This window comes from Streptomyces sp. NPDC026672 (genome assembly GCF_040638185.1).
Lineage (GTDB): Bacteria > Actinomycetota > Actinomycetes > Streptomycetales > Streptomycetaceae > Streptomyces.
Map to the genome: position 1 here is coordinate 127,456 of NZ_JBEZXS010000012.1, position 22,218 is coordinate 149,673.

At 73.2% G+C, this 22,218-nt stretch carries 20 protein-coding genes and 1 other RNA gene; 7 read left to right on the forward strand and 14 right to left on the reverse strand.

What is annotated here, in order from left to right:
• Positions 1–42: 42 nt before the first annotated feature.
• The 9 genes from AB0F77_RS16655 to AB0F77_RS16695 all read right to left on the reverse strand — a co-directional run bounded on the left by AB0F77_RS16655 (position 43) and on the right by AB0F77_RS16695 (position 8,757).
• Entirely contained in the window at positions 43–336 is a 294-nt protein-coding gene (locus AB0F77_RS16655) for a hypothetical protein (RefSeq protein ID WP_361948108.1), read from the reverse strand.
• A gap of 142 nt (positions 337–478) precedes the next feature.
• Complete coding sequence (locus tag AB0F77_RS16660; RefSeq protein WP_361948111.1) at positions 479–1,270, reverse strand: hypothetical protein; 792 nt, start codon at positions 1,268–1,270, stop codon at positions 479–481.
• A gap of 96 nt (positions 1,271–1,366) precedes the next feature.
• Positions 1,367–2,323, reverse strand: coding sequence for an N-acetylmuramoyl-L-alanine amidase (locus AB0F77_RS16665; protein ID WP_361948114.1), 957 nt, complete (start codon positions 2,321–2,323; stop codon positions 1,367–1,369).
• Positions 2,324–2,346: 23 nt separating this feature from the next.
• Complete coding sequence (locus AB0F77_RS16670; protein ID WP_361948117.1) at positions 2,347–3,015, reverse strand: class I SAM-dependent methyltransferase; 669 nt, start codon at positions 3,013–3,015, stop codon at positions 2,347–2,349.
• 158 nt (positions 3,016–3,173) lie between these two features.
• A complete protein-coding gene (locus AB0F77_RS16675) occupies positions 3,174–4,913 on the reverse strand; it encodes an MFS transporter (RefSeq protein ID WP_361948120.1) in 1,740 nt (579 codons plus the stop codon).
• A 152-nt stretch (positions 4,914–5,065) separates the two neighbouring features.
• Positions 5,066–5,677 (reverse strand): response regulator transcription factor, encoded by a 612-nt coding sequence (locus AB0F77_RS16680; RefSeq protein ID WP_361948123.1) that lies wholly within the window; start codon positions 5,675–5,677, stop codon positions 5,066–5,068.
• A gap of 114 nt (positions 5,678–5,791) precedes the next feature.
• Complete coding sequence (locus tag AB0F77_RS16685; RefSeq protein ID WP_361948126.1) at positions 5,792–7,069, reverse strand: sensor histidine kinase; 1,278 nt, start codon at positions 7,067–7,069, stop codon at positions 5,792–5,794.
• Between the two features lie 18 nt (positions 7,070–7,087).
• Positions 7,088–7,804: an ABC transporter permease gene (locus tag AB0F77_RS16690; protein WP_361948129.1), complete on the reverse strand. Its 717-nt coding sequence runs from the start codon at positions 7,802–7,804 to the stop codon at positions 7,088–7,090.
• Positions 7,804–8,757, reverse strand: a complete 954-nt coding sequence (locus AB0F77_RS16695; RefSeq protein WP_361948132.1) for an ABC transporter ATP-binding protein — start codon at positions 8,755–8,757, stop codon at positions 7,804–7,806. Before AB0F77_RS16695 ends, AB0F77_RS16690 begins: the two co-directional genes overlap by 1 nt.
• A 146-nt stretch (positions 8,758–8,903) precedes the next feature.
• Here AB0F77_RS16695 and AB0F77_RS16700 point away from each other — a divergent pair, with 146 nt between their 5' ends.
• On the forward strand, positions 8,904–9,770 hold the full coding sequence (locus tag AB0F77_RS16700; protein ID WP_361948135.1) for a MaoC/PaaZ C-terminal domain-containing protein: 867 nt from the start codon (positions 8,904–8,906) through the stop codon (positions 9,768–9,770).
• 66 nt (positions 9,771–9,836) lie between these two features.
• On the opposite strand, the gene AB0F77_RS16705 is transcribed toward AB0F77_RS16700, so the two are convergent.
• Both AB0F77_RS16705 and AB0F77_RS16710 read right to left on the reverse strand, forming a co-directional pair.
• The gene (locus tag AB0F77_RS16705) at positions 9,837–9,989 is read right to left on the reverse strand and encodes a hypothetical protein (protein WP_361948138.1); all 153 of its coding nucleotides are present in this window, start codon (positions 9,987–9,989) and stop codon (positions 9,837–9,839) included.
• Positions 9,990–10,085: 96 nt separating this feature from the next.
• Entirely contained in the window at positions 10,086–11,351 is a 1,266-nt protein-coding gene (locus AB0F77_RS16710; protein WP_361948141.1) for a hypothetical protein, read from the reverse strand.
• A gap of 188 nt (positions 11,352–11,539) precedes the next feature.
• Between AB0F77_RS16710 and AB0F77_RS16715 the strand changes: the two genes are divergently transcribed.
• Genes AB0F77_RS16715 through AB0F77_RS16725 form a run of 3 tightly spaced genes read left to right on the forward strand, consistent with a single transcriptional unit; the run spans position 11,540 to position 14,522 of the window.
• Entirely contained in the window at positions 11,540–12,445 is a 906-nt protein-coding gene (locus AB0F77_RS16715; protein WP_361948144.1) for a Nif3-like dinuclear metal center hexameric protein, read from the forward strand.
• Positions 12,442–13,185, forward strand: coding sequence for a C4-type zinc ribbon domain-containing protein (locus AB0F77_RS16720; RefSeq protein WP_361948305.1), 744 nt, complete (start codon positions 12,442–12,444; stop codon positions 13,183–13,185). The genes AB0F77_RS16715 and AB0F77_RS16720 overlap by 4 nt, the downstream gene beginning before the upstream one ends.
• A gap of 26 nt (positions 13,186–13,211) precedes the next feature.
• On the forward strand, positions 13,212–14,522 hold the full coding sequence (locus AB0F77_RS16725) for a bifunctional RNase H/acid phosphatase (RefSeq protein WP_361948147.1): 1,311 nt from the start codon (positions 13,212–13,214) through the stop codon (positions 14,520–14,522).
• Between the two features lie 314 nt (positions 14,523–14,836).
• On the opposite strand, the gene AB0F77_RS16730 is transcribed toward AB0F77_RS16725, so the two are convergent.
• Both AB0F77_RS16730 and yaaA read right to left on the reverse strand, forming a co-directional pair.
• Positions 14,837–15,469 (reverse strand): bifunctional 4-hydroxy-2-oxoglutarate aldolase/2-dehydro-3-deoxy-phosphogluconate aldolase, encoded by a 633-nt coding sequence (locus tag AB0F77_RS16730; RefSeq protein ID WP_361948150.1) that lies wholly within the window; start codon positions 15,467–15,469, stop codon positions 14,837–14,839.
• 99 nt (positions 15,470–15,568) lie between these two features.
• A complete protein-coding gene (gene yaaA / locus AB0F77_RS16735; protein WP_361948153.1) occupies positions 15,569–16,351 on the reverse strand; it encodes a peroxide stress protein YaaA in 783 nt (260 codons plus the stop codon).
• Between the two features lie 131 nt (positions 16,352–16,482).
• Here yaaA and AB0F77_RS16740 point away from each other — a divergent pair, with 131 nt between their 5' ends.
• The 3 genes from AB0F77_RS16740 (at position 16,483) to rnpB (ending at position 18,836) form a co-directional block, all read left to right on the forward strand.
• Positions 16,483–17,307, forward strand: coding sequence for an AraC family transcriptional regulator (locus tag AB0F77_RS16740; RefSeq protein WP_361948156.1), 825 nt, complete (start codon positions 16,483–16,485; stop codon positions 17,305–17,307).
• Positions 17,308–17,325: 18 nt separating this feature from the next.
• Entirely contained in the window at positions 17,326–18,411 is a 1,086-nt protein-coding gene (locus tag AB0F77_RS16745) for a DMT family transporter (RefSeq protein WP_361948159.1), read from the forward strand.
• An 18-nt stretch (positions 18,412–18,429) separates the two neighbouring features.
• Positions 18,430–18,836, forward strand: an RNA gene (gene rnpB / locus AB0F77_RS16750) — RNase P RNA component class A.
• Positions 18,837–19,143: 307 nt separating this feature from the next.
• Here the strand turns inward: rnpB and AB0F77_RS16755 are convergent.
• Complete coding sequence (locus tag AB0F77_RS16755) at positions 19,144–22,185, reverse strand: DUF3962 domain-containing protein (protein ID WP_361948162.1); 3,042 nt, start codon at positions 22,183–22,185, stop codon at positions 19,144–19,146.
• Between the last annotated feature and the right edge of the window lie 33 nt (positions 22,186–22,218).

The window sequence follows — 22,218 nt, forward strand, 5'->3', positions numbered from 1 at the left end:
CCGACTGCGACGACGGGCCGCGCGACATCGGGGAACGGCGGGTCAGTGCCGGTGCATCCGGCCGGCCACGGCATGGCCGACGAAGAGGTACACCACGGCGGCGAGGCCGTAACCGGCCACGACCCGGGCCCACGCCTCGTCGAAGGTGAACAGGTCGTGCGACCAACCCGCCAGCCAGGCCGCCGCGTTGTGCACGAACTGCACGAGGTCGTTGCCGCGGTTGGCGTCGAGCAGGTACATCACGATCCACAGGCCCAGGATGAAGGCCATGACGTCGGCGACCACGGCGATCACCGTGCCCGCCTGATTGGCACCGTTGCGATATCGAGTGGACATGTCCTTCGGATTGCCGCTCGTTCCCTCGTGAAACAGGAACGTGCGAAACCGGGGACGGGGGGGTGGGAAACGGGGGACGGGAGAACGGCGACGGCCCCCCGCCCGGCAGGGGCGAGGGGCCGTGATCCGTCGGTGCGGGCGCTCAGCCGCGCTGGATGCCGGAGGTGTCCTGGAGCAGGCCCCGGCGGCCGTCCTGGGTCTGCGCGATCAGCTGCTGGCCGCGCTGCTCCACCGCCAGGTACCAGGTGCCCGGCGCCAGTTCGGCGATCGGCGCCGGCGAGCCGTCCTCCGCGAACAGCGGACGCGGCACCGGCACGGCGAACCAGAACGGCGAGAACTCCGGCGCCGGAGTGGCCGGCGGCTGCTGCTGGCCGTAGGGCTGCTGCGGCTGACCGCCGTACGACTGCTGCGCGCCCGGATAGCCGTAACCGGCCGGGGGCTGCGCGCCGTACGGCTGCGGGGCCGGCGGCTTGGGCGCCGGGATCAGACCCGCCTGGAGGGCCGGGACCAGCGGGGTCGCGACGGCCGCCGCGGCCATCACCAGCGTGGCGATCAGGGCGAGGATCAGACCCGTGCCCGCGCTCGGGCCGTTCGTGGAGTTGCCGATGTTGTTCGCGCCGCCCGCGGGGTCGATGACGTTGCCGAGCGCGCTCCAGGCCGCGAACACCGTGAACGCGACCCCGAACTGGCCCAGGTCGAGACCGGCGACCTTGCGGGGCTGGGGCAGGGCGCGGGAGACGATGACGAGCGCGGCCCCGATGATCCCCGCGAGCACCACACCGAGCAGGACCGGACCGCTGGCCCACAGGCTCGGGAGGTCGAAGCCGGCCGGGGCCGAGTCGTACGAGTAGTTGTCGAGGAACGACGCGATGAACAGCAACACCGCTGCTCCGATCACCACGCCGTCGCCCCGAGTGAGGGAGCGGATGTTCACCTTAGGTCCTTCGTAGGTCGTCTCGTCGTCGGTAGGCGGGGGACGACCTTATCGTCCGCCCGATCACGGTGTCCGCCGGGATCGGCAGGTCGGTCCCTACCCGCGCAGGAAACTCACGATTCCCTCAGAGATCCCCTCGGCCGCCTTCTGCCGCCACGCGCCGCTCGTGAGCAGCGCCGCGTCCTTGCCGTCACGCATGTTCCCGCACTCGATGAAGACCTTCGGGACCGTGGAAAGGTTGAGTCCGCCGAGGTCGGTCCGGGTGACCAGGCCGGTTCCGTCGCCGATGTAGTTCGAGGGGGCGCTGCCGGTGGCCCGGACGAAGTTCCCCGCGATGCGCTCGCCCAGCGCCCGGGAGGGCGCGAGGATCGGTCGGGTGTCCGCGGCGCCGGCGTGCACGGACCCCGGCATGATGACGTGGAAGCCGCGGTTGCCGGCCGCCGAGCCGTCGGCGTGGATGGAGACGGCGGCGTCCGCGTGCGCGGTGTTGCCGATCCGGGCGCGCTCGTCCACGCACGGGCCCCAGTCGGGGGTGCCGTTGTCGTGGGTCAGCTTCACCGTGGCGCCCTGCTGCTCCAGGAGCGTGCGCAGGCGGTGCGCGACGTCGAGCGTGAACTCGGCCTCCGGGTAACCGTCGTTGGTGGCGGTGCCCGTGGTGTCGCACTCCTTGCGGGCGTTGCCGACGTCCACCTTGCGGTTGATCTCGGCGGTGTGCCGGTAGTTGCCGGTGTTGTGCCCCGGGTCGATGACGACGACCTTGCCCGCGAGGGGTTCGCCGTCGGCGGAGGCCGGGGCCGAAGGGGCGGGGGAGCCCGGTGGGCCCGGTGAGTCGGCCGCGGGCGGCGGGGCGACACGGGAGGAGACGGGGCCCGGCGACGCGGCGGAGGCGGAGCCACCGGCCTTGTCGTCCGAGCCGCCGGGCGCGCCCACGGCCTGGTACACGAGCCAGCCGATCAACGCCCCCGGCACCAGCGCGGCGACCGCGACGACCAGCGGACCGCGCCGTCGCCGGCGCTCCTGCGGGGGATCAAAGTCCGGTCCTACGTACGACACGCGCCCACCCTATCGGCTGCCCCCTACACCAACCCCGCCCCGACACCGGGGCCCGCGGTTCTGCGCAGCACGCGCAGCGACCCCGTGTGCGGAAGCTCCGTGTACGCGCCGGAGGCCAGCGCCCGGAGGTAGACGCGGTACGGGGCCTGGCCCGTGAACTCGTCCTGGGGGTCGGGGAAGACGTCGTGGACGACCAGGAGACCGCCCTCCGCGAGATGGGGGGTCCAGCCCTCGTAGTCGGCCGTGGCGTGCTCGTCGGTGTGACCGCCGTCCACGAAGACCAGGCCGAGCGGTGTGTTCCACAGCGCCGCGACCTTCGGGGAGCGCCCGACCAGCGCGATCACGTGCTCCTCGAGACCGGCCCGGTACAGCGTCCGCCGGAACGACGGCAGCGTGTCCATCAGCCCGACCTCGGGATCGACCGTCTCCGGATCGTGGTACTCCCAGCCCGGCTGCTGCTCCTCGCTGCCCCGGTGGTGGTCCACGGTGAGCGCGGTCACCCCGGCCTGCCGCGCCACGTCCGCGAGCAGGATCGTCGAGCGCCCGCAGTACGTGCCGACCTCCAGCAGCGGCAGCCCCAGCCGCGCCGCCTCCACGGCGGCCGCGTACAGCGCGAGCCCCTCGTCCACGGGCATGAACCCCTTGGCCGCCGTGAAGGCGTCCAGGATCTCGGGCTTGGGTGCCGCGGCCATGCAGCCCGCCTTTCCCCTCGGTCGTCCGTCGCTTCGGCCGCCCATGCTGCCGTACCCCCCGCCGCACGGGGCGACGGGGGGTACGGAAGGCACGACGGCGGGAGAAAGCGAGAGGACCCAGGGGAACCGGGGGAGGCCAGGGGAAGCCGGGGGAGGGCTCAGGCGGTGACGGTCTCGCCCGGCAGCGACAGGTCCAGGTCCACCGCCCGGTCGTCCCCCGCGTGCGTCGCCGACGAGGCGTGCGGCCCGTGCCCCGTGGCCCGCGCCGCGAGCACGTACGGGCCCTCCGTCGGCACCGCGAGCGCGTAGCTGCCGTCCTCGCCGGAGAGCGTGGCGCCCGCCTGCCGGCCCCGCCGGTCGATCAGCGTGACCTTGGCCCGCGCGACGGGGGCGCCGGCGGCGTCCAGGACGCGGCCCCGGAACCCGCTCAGCACCTCCTCGGCGTGCGCGATGCCGGCCTCCTCCTCGCTGCTGGCCCGCAGCTGCGTGTGCTGCGCCGCCCGGTTCTGCCGGGGCAGGAACAGCGCGAGCACCAGACCCACCGCCACGGCGGCGGTCGCGATCAGGAAGGAGACATGGAAGCCGTGCATGGTCGGGACCGCCACCCCGCCCACGTCGTTCGCGGTGTTCGCCAGCACCATGCCGATCACGGCGCTGGAGACGGACGTACCGATCGACCGCATCAGCGTGTTGAGGCCGTTCGCCGCGCCCGTCTCCGACGCGGGCACCGCGCCGACGATCAGGGCGGGCAGCGAGGAGTAGGCGAGGCCGATGCCCGCGCCGAGGATCACCGAGGTGAGGACCGTCTGCCAGGCGGCGTCCATCAGGCGCAGCCCGCCGCCGTAGCCGATGCCGATGACGACCAGGCCGATCACCAGGGTCGCCCGGGGGCCGTAGCGGGCCGACAGCCGCGCGTACACCGGCGCCGTGAACATCATCGTCAGACCCAGCGGGGCCACGCACAGACCGGCGACGACCATCGACTGGCCGAGGCCGTAGCCGGTGGCGGTGGGCAGCTGGAGGAGCTGGGGCAGGACCAGGGAGACGACGTAGAAGGAGACGCCGACCATGATCGAGGCGAGGTTGGTGAGCAGCACCTCGCGGCGGGCGGTGGTGCGCAGGTCGACCAGCGGGGCCTTCAGGCGCAGCTCCAGCACGCCCCACAGCAGCAGGACGACCAGGGCCGCGGCGAACAGTCCGAGCGTGGTGCCGGAGGACCAGCCCCAGTCGCTGCCCTTGGTGATCGGCAGCAGGAACAGGACCAGACCGGCGGACAGCCCGAGCGCGCCCAGCAGGTCGAAGGAGCCCTCGGCGCGCGTCGGCGACTCGGGTACGACGAGGAGGGTCAGGACGATGGACAGCACACCGAGGCCGGCGGCGCCGTAGAACAGGGCGTGCCAGTCCGCGTGCTGCGCGACCAGGGCGGCGGCGGGCAGCGCGAGACCGCCGCCGACGCCGATCGAGGAGCTCATCAGGGCCATTGCGGAGCCGAGCCGCTCGCGCGGGAGCATGTCGCGCATCAGGCCGATGCCGAGCGGGATGGCGCCCATCGCGAAGCCCTGGAGCGTACGGCCCAGGATCATGACGAGCAACGCACTTGTGAAGGCGCTGATCAGCGCGCCGACCACCATGACGGCGAGGCTGAGTATCAGCATGCGCCGCTTGCCGTACAGGTCGCCGAGGCGGCCCATGATGGGGGTGGCCACGGCTCCCGACAGCAGCGTGGACGTCAGGACCCAGGTGGCGTTGCTGGGCTCGGTGCCGAGCAGCTGCGGCAGATCCTTGATGACCGGGACGAGCAGGGTCTGCATCACCGCGACCACGATGCCCGCGAAGGCGAGCACGGGCACGAGGGCGCCGCTCGCTCTCCGGGTGGGCTGGTCGGTCGTGTGCGTCATGGGGAATGGCCTCCGGGCCGGAAGAAGAAGGTGGTCGATGATCCGCGCGGGCGAGTACTGGCTCAACCTCGTATGCACAGGCAACTATTCCGTTGCTTCGAGCCGCTAACGAATCCTTGACCTTCCCATGAAGATCTGATCACCCGTCAGGTTCAGAGCCAGCCCTGCTGCCTGGCCTCCCGCATCGCTTCCATCCGGTTGCGGGTGCCCGTCTTGCCGATGGCGGAGGACAGGTAGTTGCGGACGGTGGACTCCGACAGGTGCAGCTTCGCGGCGATGTCGGCGACCGTCGCCCCGTCCACGGACGCCTTCAGCACGTCGCACTCGCGGGCGGTGAGCGGGCTGGGACCGGCGCTCAGCGCGGCGGCGGCCAGCGCCGGGTCGATGACCGTCTCCCCGGCGAGGACGCGGCGGATCGACACGGCGAGGTCCTCCACCGGGCCGTCCTTGACCAGGAAGCCGGCGGCGCCCGCCTCCATGGCCCGGCGCAGATAGCCGGGGCGGCCGAAGGTGGTGAGGATCAGCACACGGCAGCCGGGCACCCGCTCGCGCAGCTCGGCCGCCGCGTCCAGACCGCTCCTGCCGGGCAGTTCGATGTCCAGGAGGGCGACGTCCGGCCGGTGGGTCAGCGCGGCGTCCACGATGGCGTCGCCCGCGGCGACCTGGGCGACGACTTCGATGTCCGCCTCCAGCCCCAGCAACAGGGCCAGCGCCCCCCGCATCATCCCCTGGTCCTCGGCGAGCAGCACCCTGATGTTCGTCACGCCCCAAGGGTAGTGACCGCGGGGCGGTCCCCAGGCCGTGATTCCTGCGACGTGATCTCTACGGCGTGATCTCCACGGTGTGATTCCTGCGGCGTGATTCCTACGGCGCTGTCCCTACGACGTGACCGGAGCCGACGGGGTGGGGTCCAGCGGGGAACCCGTCGGTTCCACGGGGAGTTCCGCCGTCACCGTGAAGCCGGAGCGGCCGCGCGCGGCGTGCAGGGAGCCGCCCGCCGTCGCGAGGCGTTCGGTGAGGCCCTTGAGACCGGTGCCGCCGATGCCCTCCCGTGGCTCGGTGACCACCGCGCCCGTACCGTTGTCGTTCACCGTGAGCCGTACGCGCCCCGCGCTCCCCTCCACGGTGATCTCGCAGCGCGTGGCGTCGCTGTGCCGGACCACATTGGTCACCGCCTCGCGCACCACCCACCCCAGCAGCGCCTCCGTCTGCGGCGCGAGCGGCGTCCCGGACTGCTTCACCACCGGCTCCACCCGCGCCGCGGACAGCGCGGACGCGGCCCGTTCCAGCTCCGTCGCGAGGCTCCCCTCCCGGTACCCGGTCACCGCCTCCCGGATCTCGGTCAGCGCCTGCCGCCCCACGGACTCGATGTCCCCGATCTGCGCGAGCGCCGCGTCCAGGTCCCGCCCCGCCAGTCGCCGCGCCGCCTCCGACTTCACCACGATCACCGAGAGCGTGTGGCCGAGCAGGTCGTGCAGGTCCCGCGAGAACCGCAGCCGCTCCTTCTCCACCGCCCGCCGGGCCAGTTCCTCCCGTGCGGCCCGCAACTCCCGCACCGCCTCGGACAGGGAGAGGATCGCCGCGGTCACCATCGTCGCCAGGAACGTGCTGTACGCGATGTTCACCGCGTTCCAGCCGTCCCGCACCCCCGACACCACCCCCGCGACCGCGGTCAGCGCCAGCCCGAACCGCCCCAGCCGCGGCCCCCGCAGCACCGCCCCGGCCGCCAGCCCCAACAGCGGGAAGAACAACAGCCAGTTGCCGCCGTACCCGATGGCCAGCGCACAGGTCACCAGCCCCATCAGCACCAGCGCCGCCCGCGTGCTCGCGTTCCGCCGCTTCTCGCGGTCGAACGCCCGGAACACCACGTACACGTACAGCGAGTTGAAGACGAGCAGACCGAGCCCGCCCACCCACGGGTTGGCCGCCTCCCCCTGGAGCAGGTTGGACAGCGAGCCCAGCCCCATCAGGAGCCACGGCAACAGCGAGAAACCGGTGGGCGGCGGACCCGGGTGCTCGGGCATCACCCCGCCCGGCTCCCCGGTCCACCCGGCGTCCTGCTGCGCGGCCCGGAACCGGTCCATGTCCTCCTGCCACCGCAGCCGCGCCAGCCGCAACGCGCCCAGTCGGCAGGAGATCCTCCGCCACCACCTCATGCCCAACGCCCCCCGGGGTCAGATGTCGTCCGCGCCACGGCGGTACGAGACTACGGCGTAGGCGCCGAACGCCAGCACCCACACGGCCAGCACCAGCAGCGCCCCGGCCGTCGGCGCGTGCCCGTCCGCGACCGCGGTGCCGAGCTGGGAGAAACGGTTGGTGGGGGTGTACGCCGACACCGTGCGCAGCCACTCGGGGAACAGCGTGACGGGGAACCACAGCCCGCCCACCACCGCGAGCCCCAGGTTGCACACCATGTTCGCCACCCCGGTCGCCGGGCCGGTCAGCCGGTAGCCGTTGCCCAGGCCGAGCAGGGTGAAGGGGATCGAGCCCAGCCACAGCAGCAGCGCGATCACCACCCACTGCCAGACGTCCAGCCGCACCCCGTTGAGCAGCCCGCCCGCCAGGAGCACCGCCACGATCGCCGGCACCACCGTCACCGCGCCGGTCAGCGCCCGCCCGGCCACCACCTCGCGCGGTGTCATCGGCGTCACCCTGAGCTGCCGCAGCCAGCCCACCGCCCGGTCCTCGGCGACCGCGCCGCCGGTGTTCAGGGCGGAGCCGACCGCGCCGTAGGCCGCCATGCCGATCATGGAGGCGGTCCGCCAGTCCGCGTCGGTCGTCCCGATGTTGGTGAACAGCACGTACATCATCACCGGCATCGCGACCCCGCCCACCACGTACCCGGTGTCGCGCAGCGTCCGGCGCACTTCGAGCCTCAGGTAGTCCCACATCACACGGCCTCCGCTTCCAGCGAGTCGGTACCGGATTCCAGCGGCTCGCCGCCGGGCGGCGCCTCGTGCGAGGTCAGCGCGAGGAACGCGTCGTCGAGGGAGGCCAGCGCGACCTCCAGGCCCCGGACCGCGTTCAGCCCGGCCAGGGCCATCACGGTCGCGTCGGAGTCGTCCGTGCGCAGCAGCGCCCGGTCCCCGCGCACCTCCAGCGACCGCACACCGGGCAGCAGGGCGAGGCCGTCGGGGTCCCGTCCCGCCAGGTCGAGGGAGACCAGGTTGCCGCCCGCCGCCCGGCGCAGCTCCTCGCCCGTGCCGTCCGCGACGACCCGGCCCCGGTCGATCACCACGATCCGGTCGGCGTACACGTCGGCCTCCTCCAGGTAGTGCGTGGAGAACAGCACGGTGTGGCCGCGGCTGGCGTAGGAGCGCATCGACGCCCAGAACGCGTGCCGCGCCTCCACGTCCAGCGCGGCGGTCGGCTCGTCCAGGACCAGCAGCGCGGGATTGCCGGCGAGCGCCATCGCGAACCGCACCCGCTGGAGCTGCCCGCCCGACAGCCGGGTCACCCGCCGCTCGGTCAGATCGGTGATCCCGGCCAGTTCCAGGGCCCGCTCCACCGGCATCGGCTCCGGGTAGCGGGAGGCGACGAAGCCCACCAGCTCCCCGACGGTGACCCGGGGCACGGCCCGCGCCTCCTGGAGCATCGCGCCCACCCGGCCGGCCCGTACCGACCGGCCGGGCTCGGCGCCGAACAGCTCGACCCGGCCCGCGTCGGGCTCGCGCAGACCGAGCAGCAGCGAGATGGTCGTGGACTTGCCCGCGCCGTTGCGGCCGAGCAGCGCGACGGTCTCGCCGCGCCGGATCTCCAGATCGATGCCGTCGACGGCGCGCACCGCGCCGTACGTCTTGACCGCCCCCGTGAAGGACACGGCGGGGTGTTCCGTCTGTGTCATGTCTACGACGGTAGGGGCCGGGGGAGCACGCACGGCAGAGGCGGTTGTACGGACCCGGACAGTACAAATGTCACCGGTGGGGGCGCGATCGGTCAGGGGCGGGCCGCGATCGGTCGGGGGCGGGGCGCGATCGGTTACAACGGGGTGTGCCCATTGACGCAGCCACCGCCCTCGCCGCCCCGCCCCTCGTCACGGAGATCGTCTGGGACGACCGGGACGTACGGCTCTACCACCTCGGCATCGGCGCAGGCCGCCCCGCCACCGACCCCGGCGAACTGCGCTACACGCTGGAGACCCGGCTGCGGGTGCTGCCGAGCTTCGCCACCGTGGCCGGCGGCGGCCCGCCCGGCGTCATCCGCGGTCTGTCCGTACCCGGCGTCGACGTCGACCTCGCCGCGGTGCTGCACGGCGGCCAGTCGCTGGAGATCCACCGTCCCCTCCCGGCGCGGGGCCGCGCCACGGCGACCGGGCGGATCACCGCGGTGCACGACAAGGGCGGCGCGGCCCTGCTCGTCCTGCGCACGGAAGTCGCCGACGCCGACGGCCCGTTGTGGACCGACGAGGCGCGGATCTTCGTACGCGGCGAGGGCGCCCCGGGCGGCGACCGCGGGCCCCTCGCCCGCCCCGCACCGCCCGCCGGGGAACCCGACGCGGTCGTCGAGCGCGCCGTCCGCGAGGACCAGGCCCTGCTCTACCGGCTCACCGGCGACACCAACCCGCTGCACGCCGACCCCGGCTTCGCCCGCGGCGCCGGGTTCGACCGTCCCGTGCTGCACGGGCTGTGCACGTACGGCATCACGCTGAAGGCCGTGGTCGACACCCTGCTCGACGGCGACACGGAGCGGGTGCGGTCGTACGACGCCCGGTTCGCCGGGGTGGTGTACCCGGGGGAGACGCTGCGGGTGCGCATGTGGCGCGGGCGGGGCGGCGCGGACGTGGTGCGGGCCGAGGTGAGCGCCGTCGAACGGGCGGGGGCGCCGGTGCTCACGGACACGGTGGTGCGGGTCGGGTGAGCGTTGCGGGCATGGAAAAGGGGGCCGCCCCGGTCGGGCGGCCCCCTCCTTCTTCTCGCGTACCCGTCAGGCCGCGGCCTCGGCCTGTTCCGGCCGGCGGTGGCGGCCGCGGGGGGCCGTCTCGCCGTCCTGGCCCGAGACCGGACCCCGGTGCTTGCCGTGTCCGTCAGGCTCCTGGGAGCCGGTGGACAGCGGCTGCGTTGTACTGGTGTCGCTCATCGGAACTACTCACCCCGTCGACATGATCCTTCTGACAGCCGGAAGAGTGTAACCAAGTCCCCTCGGGCCGTTTCCAGGAGCCCTCGCCAACCGGCACTACTTCGTTACAAGACGTGCCAGGGGCGCTTGCTGCAAGGGCACAGGACGCACCACGACCGGCTCCCGAGGCTCCGGTTCCCCTCCGGCGGCAGCCTCGGGGATCCCTTCGGCGGTCCCTACGCCGGTCCCTTCGGCGTCCAGGTACTCCGGCCCCTCCGGTTCGGGCCGCGCCTCCCGCGCCGCGGCCCGCGGCAGCACCGGCCGCGCCACCCCGCACGGCTCCTCCGCCGTGGCGTACGGCAGCCGCAGCGTCCCGTCCGCCGTCCACAGCCCGGACCCGGTGAGCCAGCCCCGCGGCGCCGGAAGGTGCTGCAATCGCCGCCCTGCCGGACGCCACACCGCCACCCAGGTGCCGAACGCGCCGTCCACGCGCAGCGCCACCCCGCAGTGCTCCGGCGTCAGCACCTGCCCCGGCTGGATCGCGAACGGCGTCACCACGCACTCCGGAACCCGCAGGCACTCCGGGAAGCGGACCGGCAGCGTGCTGCCCAGCACACCCCAGCCCAATCGTTCCTGCCCGGGACTGGGCGCGTCCGAGGCGATCAGCAGCAGTCCGCTGTCCGGGTCCGCGAGCAGCAGCCGGTCGTCGCTGTCGGCCGAGATCTGGAGCAGCGGGGACACCTCGCCGCCCCGCTCCAGATCCACCACGACCGCCTTGGTGCGCCCGCCCGCCTCCCGGTCCAGGGCCAGCATCCGCCCCCTCCGGTCCAGCCACGCCCCGCCCGAGCAGCGCCCGGGGACCTCCGCGAGCAGTTCGGGCCCGAAGCCGCCGCCGGCCACCAGCCACAGCGCCGTGGACCGGGCGCCGACGGCGACGGCGTACGCCCGGCGCCCGCACGGCGCGGGCGGCAGCAGCCGCAGCCGGGTCGCCGGGTCCGGGCACTCCACCGCGCCCAGCGGCAGCTCACCGGTGCCGGGACCGGTCGGGTACAGCAGCAAGAAGGCGTGCCGCCCGTCCACCAGCCGGTGGATGAGGACACGGCCGTCCCCCATCGGCTGGAGTCCGGTGCCGGGCTCCTCCGGCTGGTTGCCGGGCAGCGACACGGCGTACGGCTCGGGGCCGTCCAGGGTCCAGCGCTCCGGGAACCAGGAGCCGCCGGCCACCGCGAGCCGGGCGGCGTAGGCGCCGTCCGCCGTGATGGTGCAGGCCGGCGCGGGCCGCTCCCGCACCTCCCGCGCCCCCTGTGCCCCCTGCGCTCCCCGCACCTCTTGCGCCCTCTGGTCCGCACCGGCAGCCGAGGGCTCGATCGCACAGGCCGTCATCGTTCGGTCACCTCCTGCGACGAACCTAGTTTTCGTACGCACAGGCGGGGGACCGGCCTGCGGCCGCTTCACACATAAGGGTGTCCACGCCGCGGTTCGCCTGAGGAAACCGGGGCGAATGTGCTGGGCGGGGGCCTTCCGGGCAGAGCCGGTAGGTCCGCGCAGGACGGCCAGGTAGCCTTTTCCCCGTGCCCCGTCTCTCTGAAGTCATCACCGTGCTGGAGACCCTGTGGCCCGCCGAACGGGCCGAGTCCTGGGACGCGGTCGGCACCGTCACGGGCGACCCCGACCAGGAGGTCTCCCGCGTCCTGTTCGCCGTGGACCCCGTGCGGGACGTCGTCGACGAGGCCGTGGAACTGGGCGCCGACCTGCTGGTCACCCACCACCCGCTCTATCTGCGCGGGACGACCACGGTCGCGGCGTCCACCTTCAAGGGCCGCGTCGTGCACACGCTGATCAAGCACGACATCGCGCTGCACGTCGCCCACACCAACGCCGACACGGCCGACCCGGGCGTCAGCGACGCGCTCGCCGGCGCCCTGGACCTGCGGGTCGTGGGCCCCCTCGTGCCCGACCCCACCGACCCCTCGGGCCGCCGCGGCCTCGGCCGGATCTGCGCCCTCGACCACCCGGTCACCGTGCGCGAACTGGCCGCCCGCGCCGCCGAGCGGCTGCCCGCCACCGCACAGGGCGTGCGCGTCGCGGGCGACCCGGACGCGACCGTGCGCACGGTCGCGGTCAGCGGCGGCTCCGGCGACAGCCTCTTCGACCAGGTGCGCGCCGCCGGCGTGGACGCCTTCCTCACCGCCGACCTGCGCCACCACCCGGCCTCCGAGGCCGTCCACCACAGTCCCCTCGCGCTGCTCGACGCGGCGCACTGGGCCACCGAGTGGCCCTGGTGCGAGCTGGCCGCAGCCCAGCTCGACGAAATCTCCGACCGCAACGGATGGGACCTGCGCGTCCACATCTCGACGACGGTCACCGACCCCTGGACCACCCACGCGGCGTCCGCCCGCCCGTCGCCCGCCACCGCCCTCACAAGGAGCGCTTCACGCGCCCCCTCGGAATCGCACACCCCTGGAGCCCCCAACTGAACGCCGCGCCCGCCGACCAGATCCGACTCCTCGACGTCCAGGCCCTCGACGTCCGCCTCCAGCAGCTGGCGCACAAGCGGAAGTCGCTGCCCGAGCACGCCGAGATCGAGTCGCTGAACAAGGACGCCACCCAGCTGCGCGACCTGCTCGTGGCCGCGCAGACCGAGGAGAGCGACTGCGCCCGCGAGCAGACCAAGGCCGAGCAGGACGTGGACCAGGTGCGCCGGCGTGCCGCCCGCGACCAGCAGCGCCTCGACTCCGGCGCGGTCACCTCCCCGAAGGACCTGGAGAACCTCCAGCGGGAGATCGTCTCCCTCGCCAAGCGCCAGGGCGACCTGGAGGACGTCGTCCTGGAGGTCATGGAGCGCCGGGAGGCCGCGCAGGAGCGGGTCGCCGAACTGACCGAGCGGGTCGGGTCGGTGCAGGGCAAGGTCGACGACGCGACCGGGCGCCGGGACGGCGCGTTCGCGGAGATCGACCGCGAGGCGGGCTCGGTCACCAAGGAGCGCGAGGTCGTGGCCGCGTCCGTACCCGCGGACCTGCTCAAGCTGTACGACAAGCTGCGCGAGCAGCAGGGCGGCATCGGCGCGGCGAAGCTGTACCAGCGCACCTGCCAGGGCTGCCGCCAGGAGCTGGCCATCACCGACATCAACGAGATCCGCAAGGCCGCGCCGGACACGGTGGTGCGGTGCGAGAACTGCCGTCGCATCCTGGTGCGCACGGCCGAGTCGGGACTGTAGCCGGAGCTGCGGAAGGGCGTGCGGGCGTGCGGGAGTTCATCGTCGAGGCGGACGGCGGCTCACGGGGCAACCCGGGACCGGCGGGGTACGGCGCCGTCGTCCTGGAGGCGGCGTCGGGGCAGGTCGTGGCGGAGGCGGCCGAGTACATCGGCGTCGCCACGAACAACGTCGCCGAGTACCGGGGGCTGATCGCCGGGCTGCGCGCCGCGCACGACCTCGATCCGACGGCCACCGTGCGGGTGCGCATGGACTCCAAGCTCGTCGTCGAGCAGATGTCGGGCCGCTGGAAGATCAAGCACCCCGACATGAAGCCCCTGGCGGCGGAGGCGAGCCGTGTCTTCCCGCCGACCTCCGTCACGTACGAGTGGATCCCCCGCGACCGCAACAAGCACGCCGACCACCTGGCCAACGAGGCGATGGACGCGGGCAGCAGGGGGGAGCTGTGGTCGGTGGAGAACGGGGTTCCCCGGGCGGGGACGGCCGGTGAGGCGCCGCCTCGGGCCGGTGCGGACGTACGGGCGGCGCGCGGTGTCGCGGCCGCGACGGGTCGGGGCGACGCCCCGGAAGGGGCGGAGGACATGGCTTCGGTGGGGGGTACCGGTCGGGCGGAGGCGTCCGTGTCCGGTGTCGGTGACGCGCGGGTGGCTCGGGCGGCCGCCGAGCCGCGGGAGCGGGCCGCCGCCTCCACGGGGTGGTCCGGGTCCGCCGACCTCGGGGCGCCCGCCACCTTTGTGCTGCTGCGGCACGGCGAGACGCCGCTGACTCCGCAGAAGCGGTTCTCGGGCAGCGGGGGCACCGATCCCGCGCTGTCGGACGTGGGGCGCGACCAGGCCGAGCGGGCCGGGCGCGCGCTCGCCCGGCGCGGCACCGTGCAGCACGTCATCGCCTCCCCCCTGACCCGTACCCGCGAGACCGCGGGCATCGTCGGCGCCCACCTGGGCCTGGACGTGACGATCGACGACGGCCTGCGTGAGACGGACTTCGGTGCCTGGGAGGGGCTGACCTTCGGCGAGGTGCGCGAGCGCCACCCGGACGACCTCGACGCCTGGCTCGCCGACCCGGACGCCGAACCGACCGGCGGCGGCGAGAGCTTCGCGGCGACCGGCGTCCGCATCGCCGCCACCCGCGACAAGCTGGTCGCGGCGTACGCGGGCCGCACGGTCCTGCTGGTCACCCACGTCACCCCGATCAAGACCTTCGTCCGCCTCGCCCTCGGCGCCCCGCCGGAGTCCCTGTTCCGCATGGAACTCTCCGCGGCCTCGCTGTCGGCGGTGTCCTACTACGCGGACGGCAACGCCAGCGTCCGCCTCTTCAACGACACGTCCCACTTGCGGTGACGAAGACGCTCCGCTCGGCCGGCTGACAGGTCTTACGCTCGCTGGCCGGCAGGCTCCGCGTTTGCTGATCGACGCGCCCCGTCTGCTCATGGCCGGCGCGTCCGACTTCCGCCGACCGGCGCGTCCCGCTTGTGCTGGGTGGCGTGTCATGTTTCCGCCGGTCGGCAGGTTCCGCGTTTGCTGATCGGCGCTTCCTGCCTGTGCTGAGCGGCGCGTCCCGCTCCCGCCGACCGGCCTGTCCCGCCTTCGCCGGCCGGCATGCCGAACGTCCGCTGACCGGTACCGCACGGCACCCACCGGGCGTCGGCCGGCCGCTAGGCCCTCGTTCGCAGGGCTGCCGCCTCCCGCGCCAGGGTCTCCACCCGGGGCCAGTCGCGGGCGGCGAGGGCGTCCGGGGGGAGCATCCACGTCCCGCCCACGCAGCCGACGTTGGGCAGGGCGAGGTACTCCGCCGCGTTCGCCGGACCGATGCCACCGGTCGGGCAGAACCGCGCCTGCGGCAGCGGCCCCGCCAGCGACCTCAGATACGCCGTGCCGCCCGCCGCCTGCGCGGGGAAGAACTTCATCTCCCGCACCCCGCGTTCCAGCAGCGCCACGACCTCCGACGTGGTCGACACCCCCGGCAGACACGGCACCCCCGACGCCCGCATCGCCGTCAGCAGCCCGTCCGTCCAGCCGGGGCTCACCAGGAACCGCGCCCCCGCCGCCACGGCCAGGCCCACCTGCTCAGGGGTGAGTACCGTCCCGGCCCCGACCACGGCGTCCGGCACCTCGGCGGCCACCGCCCGGATCGCGTCCAGCGCGGCGGGCGTGCGCAGCGTGACCTCGATGGCGGGCAGCCCGCCCGCCACCAGCGCCCGCGCGAGCGGTACGGCGTCGGCGGCGTCCTCGATCACCACGACGGGGACGACGGGCGCGAGATCCAGCACGGAGGCAGCGGCGGGCATGCCCCTCATCCTGCCCGCCACCCGCACCCTGCGCAAAGGGCGTTGCGCATGCTGCAATACGCTCGCCGTACGGCTCAGGGGCCCGCCCCGTGTCGGCGCTCAGTGGACCTCGGTCACCAGCACGTCCAGCGCCCACGCCTGCCCCGCCTTCGAGGGAGCCGTGGCCTCCACGACGTACCCCAGGTCCCGCAGCGCCTCCACCAGCCGCGCCGGATCCTCCGGCACCACCCCCGACGACAACAGGCTCCGTACGATCCGCCCCTTCGTCGCCTTGTTGAAGTGGCTGACCACCTTGCCGGTCGGCGCGTGCAGCACCCGTACCGACGCCGTACGCCCCGCGACCTCCCCCTTCGGCTTCCACGCCGCCGCGTACGCCGCCGACCGCAGATCGAGGACCAGCCCCGCGCCCGCCGCCTCCGGCAGCACCGCGGCCATCGGCGCCCGCCAGTGCGCCCCCAGCGCCCCGAGCCCCGGCAGCTTCACCCCCATCGAGCAGCGGTACGACGGAATCCGGTCCGTCACCCGCACCGCGCCCCACAGCCCCGAGAACACCAGCAGCGACCGGCCCGCCCGCCGCTTGGCCGCCGTGTCGAGGGAGGCCAGGTCCAGCGCGTCGTACAGCACCCCCGTGTAGATCTCCCCGGCCGGCCGCGCCCCCGCCGTCCGCAGCCCGGCGTTCTTCGCGACCTCACCCCGCAGCCCCTCGCTCAGCCCGAGCACCTCGCGCGCCTTCTCCTCGTCCGCCGCGCACAGCTCCACCAGCTCGTCGAGCACGGCCTCCCGCGCGGCGCCCAGCCCCGGCAGCGACAGCGACTCCGCCTTCAACGGGGCGCCGCGCCCCGACGACGCCTTGCCTTCGGAGGGCGGCAGCAGCACCAGCAACACGAACTCCTTCACTAGGACCTGCGCGCCAGCGTACGGCGCCAGGCGCGACACCCGACCCGCGGCATGGAACCGGCCCTGCGGGCGTTGCACCCTGTGGGAGCGGCGGTGAGCGGGCACGGGGAGCGGGCATGGCGGAGACGGCACGGTGGACAAGAGCACGGCTCGGCCTGTGCGGCCCACCCCTCGACCTGCTCACGGCCCGCTTCGACAAGCACGTCTACGCCCCGCACGCGCACGAGGAGTACACCATCGGCGTCTGCGTCGGGGGCACCGAGATCATCGACTACCGCGGCGGCACCGTCCGTACCGGCCCCGGCTCCGTCGTCGTCCTCGCCCCCGGCGAGATGCACACCGGCGGCCCCGCCACCCCCACCGGCGGCTACGCATACCGCGCCCTGTACGCCGACCCCGCACTCCTCGCCGACGGCGCCCTCGGCGGCCGTCCGCACTTCCGCGAACCCCTGCTCGACGACCCCGAACTCGCCGTCGCCTTCCAGCGCGCCCACGCCGAACTCAGCGTCCGCCCCGACCCGTTGGAGGCCGAGTGCCGGCTGCCGTGGCTGCTCACGGCCCTCACCCGGCGCCACTCCACCTCCCGCGCGGCAGCCGACGGCATCCCCGGCGCCGACCGCGTCGCCCGCACCGTCCGCGACCGCCTCGCCGACGAACTCACCGCCCCGCCGTCGCTCGCCTCCCTCGCCGCCGACCTCGGCATGTCCCGCTACCAGCTGCTGCGCGCCTTCCGTACGACCATGGGCGTACCGCCGTACGCCTGGCTCGCCCAGCACCGTGTCAACCGGGCGCGCACCCTGCTGGAGTCCGGGCTGCGCCCCGCCGAGGTGGCGCAGCTCGTGGGCTTCGCCGACCAGGCGCACCTGACGCGCTGGTTCCGGCGGGTGCTCGGGGTGACCCCGGCGGCGTACCGCAACAGCGTTCAAGACGGCAGGTGGTGAGGGCGCCAGACTCCCCGTATGACTGCACGCGGCTGGTTTCTGTTCTCCCTGATGGGAGTGGTCTGGGGCATCCCCTACCTGATGATCAAAGTGGCGGTGGACGCGGTGTCCCCGTCCATGGTGGTGTTCACCCGCTGCGCACTCGGCGCGCTGCTGCTGCTCCCGTTCGCCCTCCGCCAGGGCGGCCTGGCCCGGACCGTACGCGCCCACTGGCGGCCCATGCTGGCCTTCGCGTGCATCGAGATCATCGGCCCCTGGTTCACCCTGACCGACGCCGAACGCCATCTGTCCAGCTCGACGGCGGGGCTGCTGATCGCCGGGGTGCCGATCGTGGGCGTGGCGGTGTCCCGCTTCTTCGGTGACACGGAACGGCTGGGGGTACGGCGGACCACGGGCCTCTCGCTGGGCCTCGCGGGCGTCGGCGTGCTCACGGTGCCCCATCTGACCGGCGGCGACGCGCGCTCCCTCGGCGAGGTGCTGCTGACGGTGATCGGTTATGCCACGGCGCCCCTGATCGCGGCCCGCCGCCTGAAGGACGTGCCGTCCCTGCACCTGACGGCCCCCTGCCTGGCGCTGGCCGCCGTGGTCTACGCCCCCGCGGCGGCGCTGACCTGGCCGTCGCACACCCCGTCCGCGTCGGTGCTCGTGGCCCTGGCCGGCCTGGGCGTGATCTGCACGGCGGTCGCCTTCGTGGCCTTCCTGGAACTCATCAAGGAGGCGGGCCCGACCAGGGCGACGGTGATCACGTACGTCAACCCTGCGGTGGCGGTGGCGGCGGGCGCCCTGTTCCTGGACGAGCCGTTCACGACGGGGGTGGCGGCGGCGTTCGCCCTGATTCTGGCGGGGTCGGTGTTGGCCACGGGGGCGACGAGCGGCGGCGCCGCGCAGGAACCGACAGGGCTTGACCCGGTGACAACCCAGACCGGCTTGCCCGCCCCGGAGGGTCTTCCCGCCCCGGAGGGTCTGCCCGTCCCGGAGGGTCTGCCCGTCCCGGAGGGTCTGCCCGTCCCGGAGGGACTGTCCGGCCTGGAGGGTCTGCCCGGCCTGGAGGGTCTGCCCGGGTCGGACGGGGAGGCGGCCGGGGAGGCGGCCGGGGCCCGGTAACATGGTCGACACGGCAGACGAGCCGGGCGGGCGGCCGCGTGGAGTCCCTTGACGGGGGCTTCCCGAGGAACGTCCGGGCTCCACAGGGCAGGGTGGTGGCTAACGGCCACCCGGGGTGACCCGCGGGACAGTGCCACAGAAAACAGACCGCCGGGGACCTCGGTCCTCGGTAAGGGTGAAACGGTGGTGTAAGAGACCACCAGTGCCCAGGGTGACCTGGGCAGCTAGGTAAACCCCACCTGGAGCAAGGTCAAAAGGAGCGCGCCGTGAAGCGCGCTCTGCGCGGACGTCCGAGGGCTGCCCGCCCGAGTCCGCGGGTAGACCGCACGAGGCCGACGGCAACGCCGGCCCTAGATGGATGGCCGTCACCCCGACGTCCGCGAGGACCCGGGACACAGAACCCGGCGTACAGCCCGACTCGTCTGCCTCATGGCCCTAACCTGGGAGTTTGCCCAGGTCAGGGATGTCTTTGTTGAAAAGGGGTTCCCGCTTCTACCTGCCCATTCCCAAGAGTTCCGGCGTGACTGTGCAACGGTTATGAGATGCGGGAACGGTCGGCAGGGTGTGACTTGGCTTGTCAGATGTGCTGTCGAGTGAGCGGTTGCAGGTTCGACCCCTGGAATGGGATGAGCGAGCAGAACGGTCTGACCGCGCCGGTGGCGAGGGGACCGATGGCGACGAGATACCGGGGTCCTCCGTCGTCAGGGCACTGCATATGTGTCGATCCCGTCGTCAGGCGTGGGCAGTCTCGGCCTCGTCGTCCGGCGTCGTGGACAGTCCGGCCGCGTCGGCGAGATCTGGGTCGTCCAGGCTCTTGTTTCCAGCAGGTGTGTCCGACTCCTCGTTCGAAGTCCGGTCGCCGTCGGCGAGTGTCGGGAGGACGTATGCCTGGGCCAACCCCGCGAGGTGGAGGGGGAGGGGGAGAGATAGGGCGGCGGCGTAGTCCGGGGCCTGGCGGAGCTGGTGCATGGCGAGGGCCAGCGCCTCGGGGTCGTCGGGCTTTTCCAGTACGGGGGCTGCCGAGTCGTCATCTTCGTGGCATCCCAGTACCGCGATCTCCATCAGGGTCGGGTTCCAGGCGCTGGTGCCCGCCTGCGAGGTGAGATTGCCCGCTGCGTTGACCCGGGTGGCGAGGCGGTCGAGTGCGGGGGAGATCGCATGGGTGCCGGGGCGTTCGGTGGTGCTGTAGAAGACCCGCTCGCGCGCCGAAGCCCCGTACTGCTGCTGGGGTTTCTGTGCCCAGAAGCCGGCCGGCTGCCCGTGGGGCTTGCCCGGGTCGGCCAGCCCCCACCACTGGGCGCTCTCGCGACCGCCGCATCCGCGCACGCGTACGAGGCGCAGTTCGTCGTCCAGTCGTCCTGCCGGGGCGTGGCCGGTCTTGGTCAGGTCGCGCTCGGTCTGGCCGTCCTGGAGCCATGGCCAGTGCAGTCGGCTGTTCTGAGCGTGGGTGATCAGCGCGGTGGGTTGCCCTCGGAGGGAGTGCAGTACGCGTTGGAGGAATGCCGCAGTCTCCCTGCGCTGTTGGGCGAGGTTGCTGCGCCACTGCTTGCCGGTGACCCTAGGGGCATCGGGACGTGCGTCATCGTCTGGAGTCTCGGGTTCCGTGAACGCTTCGGGGTCGATCTCCGCCTGTTTCACCAGACCGAGGAGGAACTGCGGATAGGGCACCCATTCCCCCGCGGTGTCATCCCAGCCGCGTACGGCTGCGAGGCCTTCCCCGGCCGGGAGCGGGGTGACGAGGACGGCCACAGGCAGGTGCTTGGGCAACCGGGTCGGGCCGTCCTTGCGACGTTTCACCATCCACACCGCCGCGTATTGCAACGAGTCCGGAAGATCATCATCGAGGGTGTGCTGGGGCAGGACGCGGACGCCGAGCTGGCGCAGTCCGTCGAGCCACGAGCTGTACGTGCGGTGGTCGAGGCTTTCCGCATTGTCGATCTGCCGGTCGATGGACGGGGTGACGACGAACTGAGTCAGCAGGCCTGCGTCGGCGCACCCGAGGCGGATGGCGAACTTGGGGTCAGCCGACGATGGGCGGAACGTACTGCGGTGTGCGACTTCCACGAGGGCGAGTTCGGGGCGGGAGGGGTCCGCGCCGTCCGCGCGGAGCCAGGCGCGCAGGGCGCGGCGCCGTTCGGCGACGGCCGCCGCGAGAGCCGCGCCTTTGGCCTTGACCGCCGCGTCGGGCACGAGCCGGTCGCCCAGTCCGTCGGCGAGGGGCAGGCAGTGCAGCCGGAGTGTGACCTCCGCCGTCCGCCACTCCAGGACGACCGGCGCTCCGGGCGTGGCCTCGTCGAAGTCCCGGTCCGTGACGTGGGCGGCACTGGCGCCGCCGTCGCCGTCGAGGCCCAGTGCCTTGGCGAACTGTTTCACTGCCTCGCTGCGTACCTCGGGCGACTGCCATAGCAGCCGGGCCTCCACCACGGGCTGGCTGGCCTGTTCCGGGCCGTGGGAGGCGATCCGGGCCTGCGCCGCGAGTGCCACGCGGCGTGCCTGGGTCTCGCGCAGCAGCTCGGCTTTCTTGGCCTCGTCGGTCCTGGGCTTGGGCCGCCGGTTCTGCGGCGCGCCGATGCCCTTCCCGCGTCCGCGCGTGAGGTCGGGTACCCGGGCCAGTGTTTCAGGGAGGGCTTGCTCGGCCCATTCGGTGAGCTGGGCCCGCTGGTTGGGCATGAAGCCGGGGCCGATCTCGTGCTTGCCCATCCTGGTGCTGTGGACCACGGCGGCTCGGACGCCACGGCCTTCGCCGATCCAGGAGACCGGTTCGGTGAGGAGCTGTTCGGGGTCGGGAAAGTTGCCGGCGAGGCTGAGTCCGCGCAGGATGCCGGCGGTGTCGTTCTCCGACCAGATGAAAGTGTCGGCGGCCCGGTCGCGGCGCAGGCGTGCCAGTGCGTAGCGTTCGGTGGCCGGTGCGCCGGGCAGCCAGGGGATGGTGGGCCGCAGGTAGACGGTAGTGGCCTCCCGGTAGGGCAGGTTGAGGCGTTTGGTGGTGGTCCGAGGGTGGGTCGCCCAGCGGCGTACACCCCAGTGCAGGTGGAGGCGCGGCCTAGGGTCGAACGGCGTGGTGTGCAGGGAGATGTTCAGAAGGACGGAGAACCACCACTCCTTGCGTTTGACGGTCCGGCCCAGGGGCTGCGACATGAGTTCCGCGCCCTGGTCGCGAGGTCCGCGGGGCAGCGCCCGGAACCGCAGCTCCCCGCCCTCGAATGGGAAGGGGTCGAGGGTCAGGATGCGGCGTGCCAGGGCGTCGGTGGCGAGTTGGAACTGGCGCGGTTCCGGGGCGGCAGTGCCGCCCCGGGTGGTCGGGGTGGTGAGGAGTTCGACGCCGCTGACCGGCTGCCACTCGGGCAGGTTCTGCTTCAGCTCGGTGCTGCTCGCGAGCAACAGCGAGCGGAACCGGGGATCCTCTGCGGAGTCCTTGGGACCGAGGGTACGCAGCCAGGCGTCGAGGAGTTGCTGCATGGAACGGCCCGGGAGGGGGTCGGGCGCCGAGGCCGGTACATACATCCAGAAGTCCTCGGCGGCCTGCGGCCCCGGTTCCACGGGGATCCGCGGCCGGGGGCGGACGATCACATCGGGGGCGAGGGTCTGGAGCACACCGTCGAGTCGGCGGGTGGGCAGCGTCGGCTGCCGCTTCTCCTCGTCCCGCCCGTGGTTGTGCAGTTCGAGGAGTCCGGCGTGCCAGTGCTCGGGGAAAGGGAGTGCGTGGAAGTCCTCGGTCCAGGGGGTGCCCTCCTCGGCCAGGTGGTACGCGGATCGGCGGATGTTCTTGTACATGTCGGTTCTCCCTGCGATGTCCGTACGTGGCGG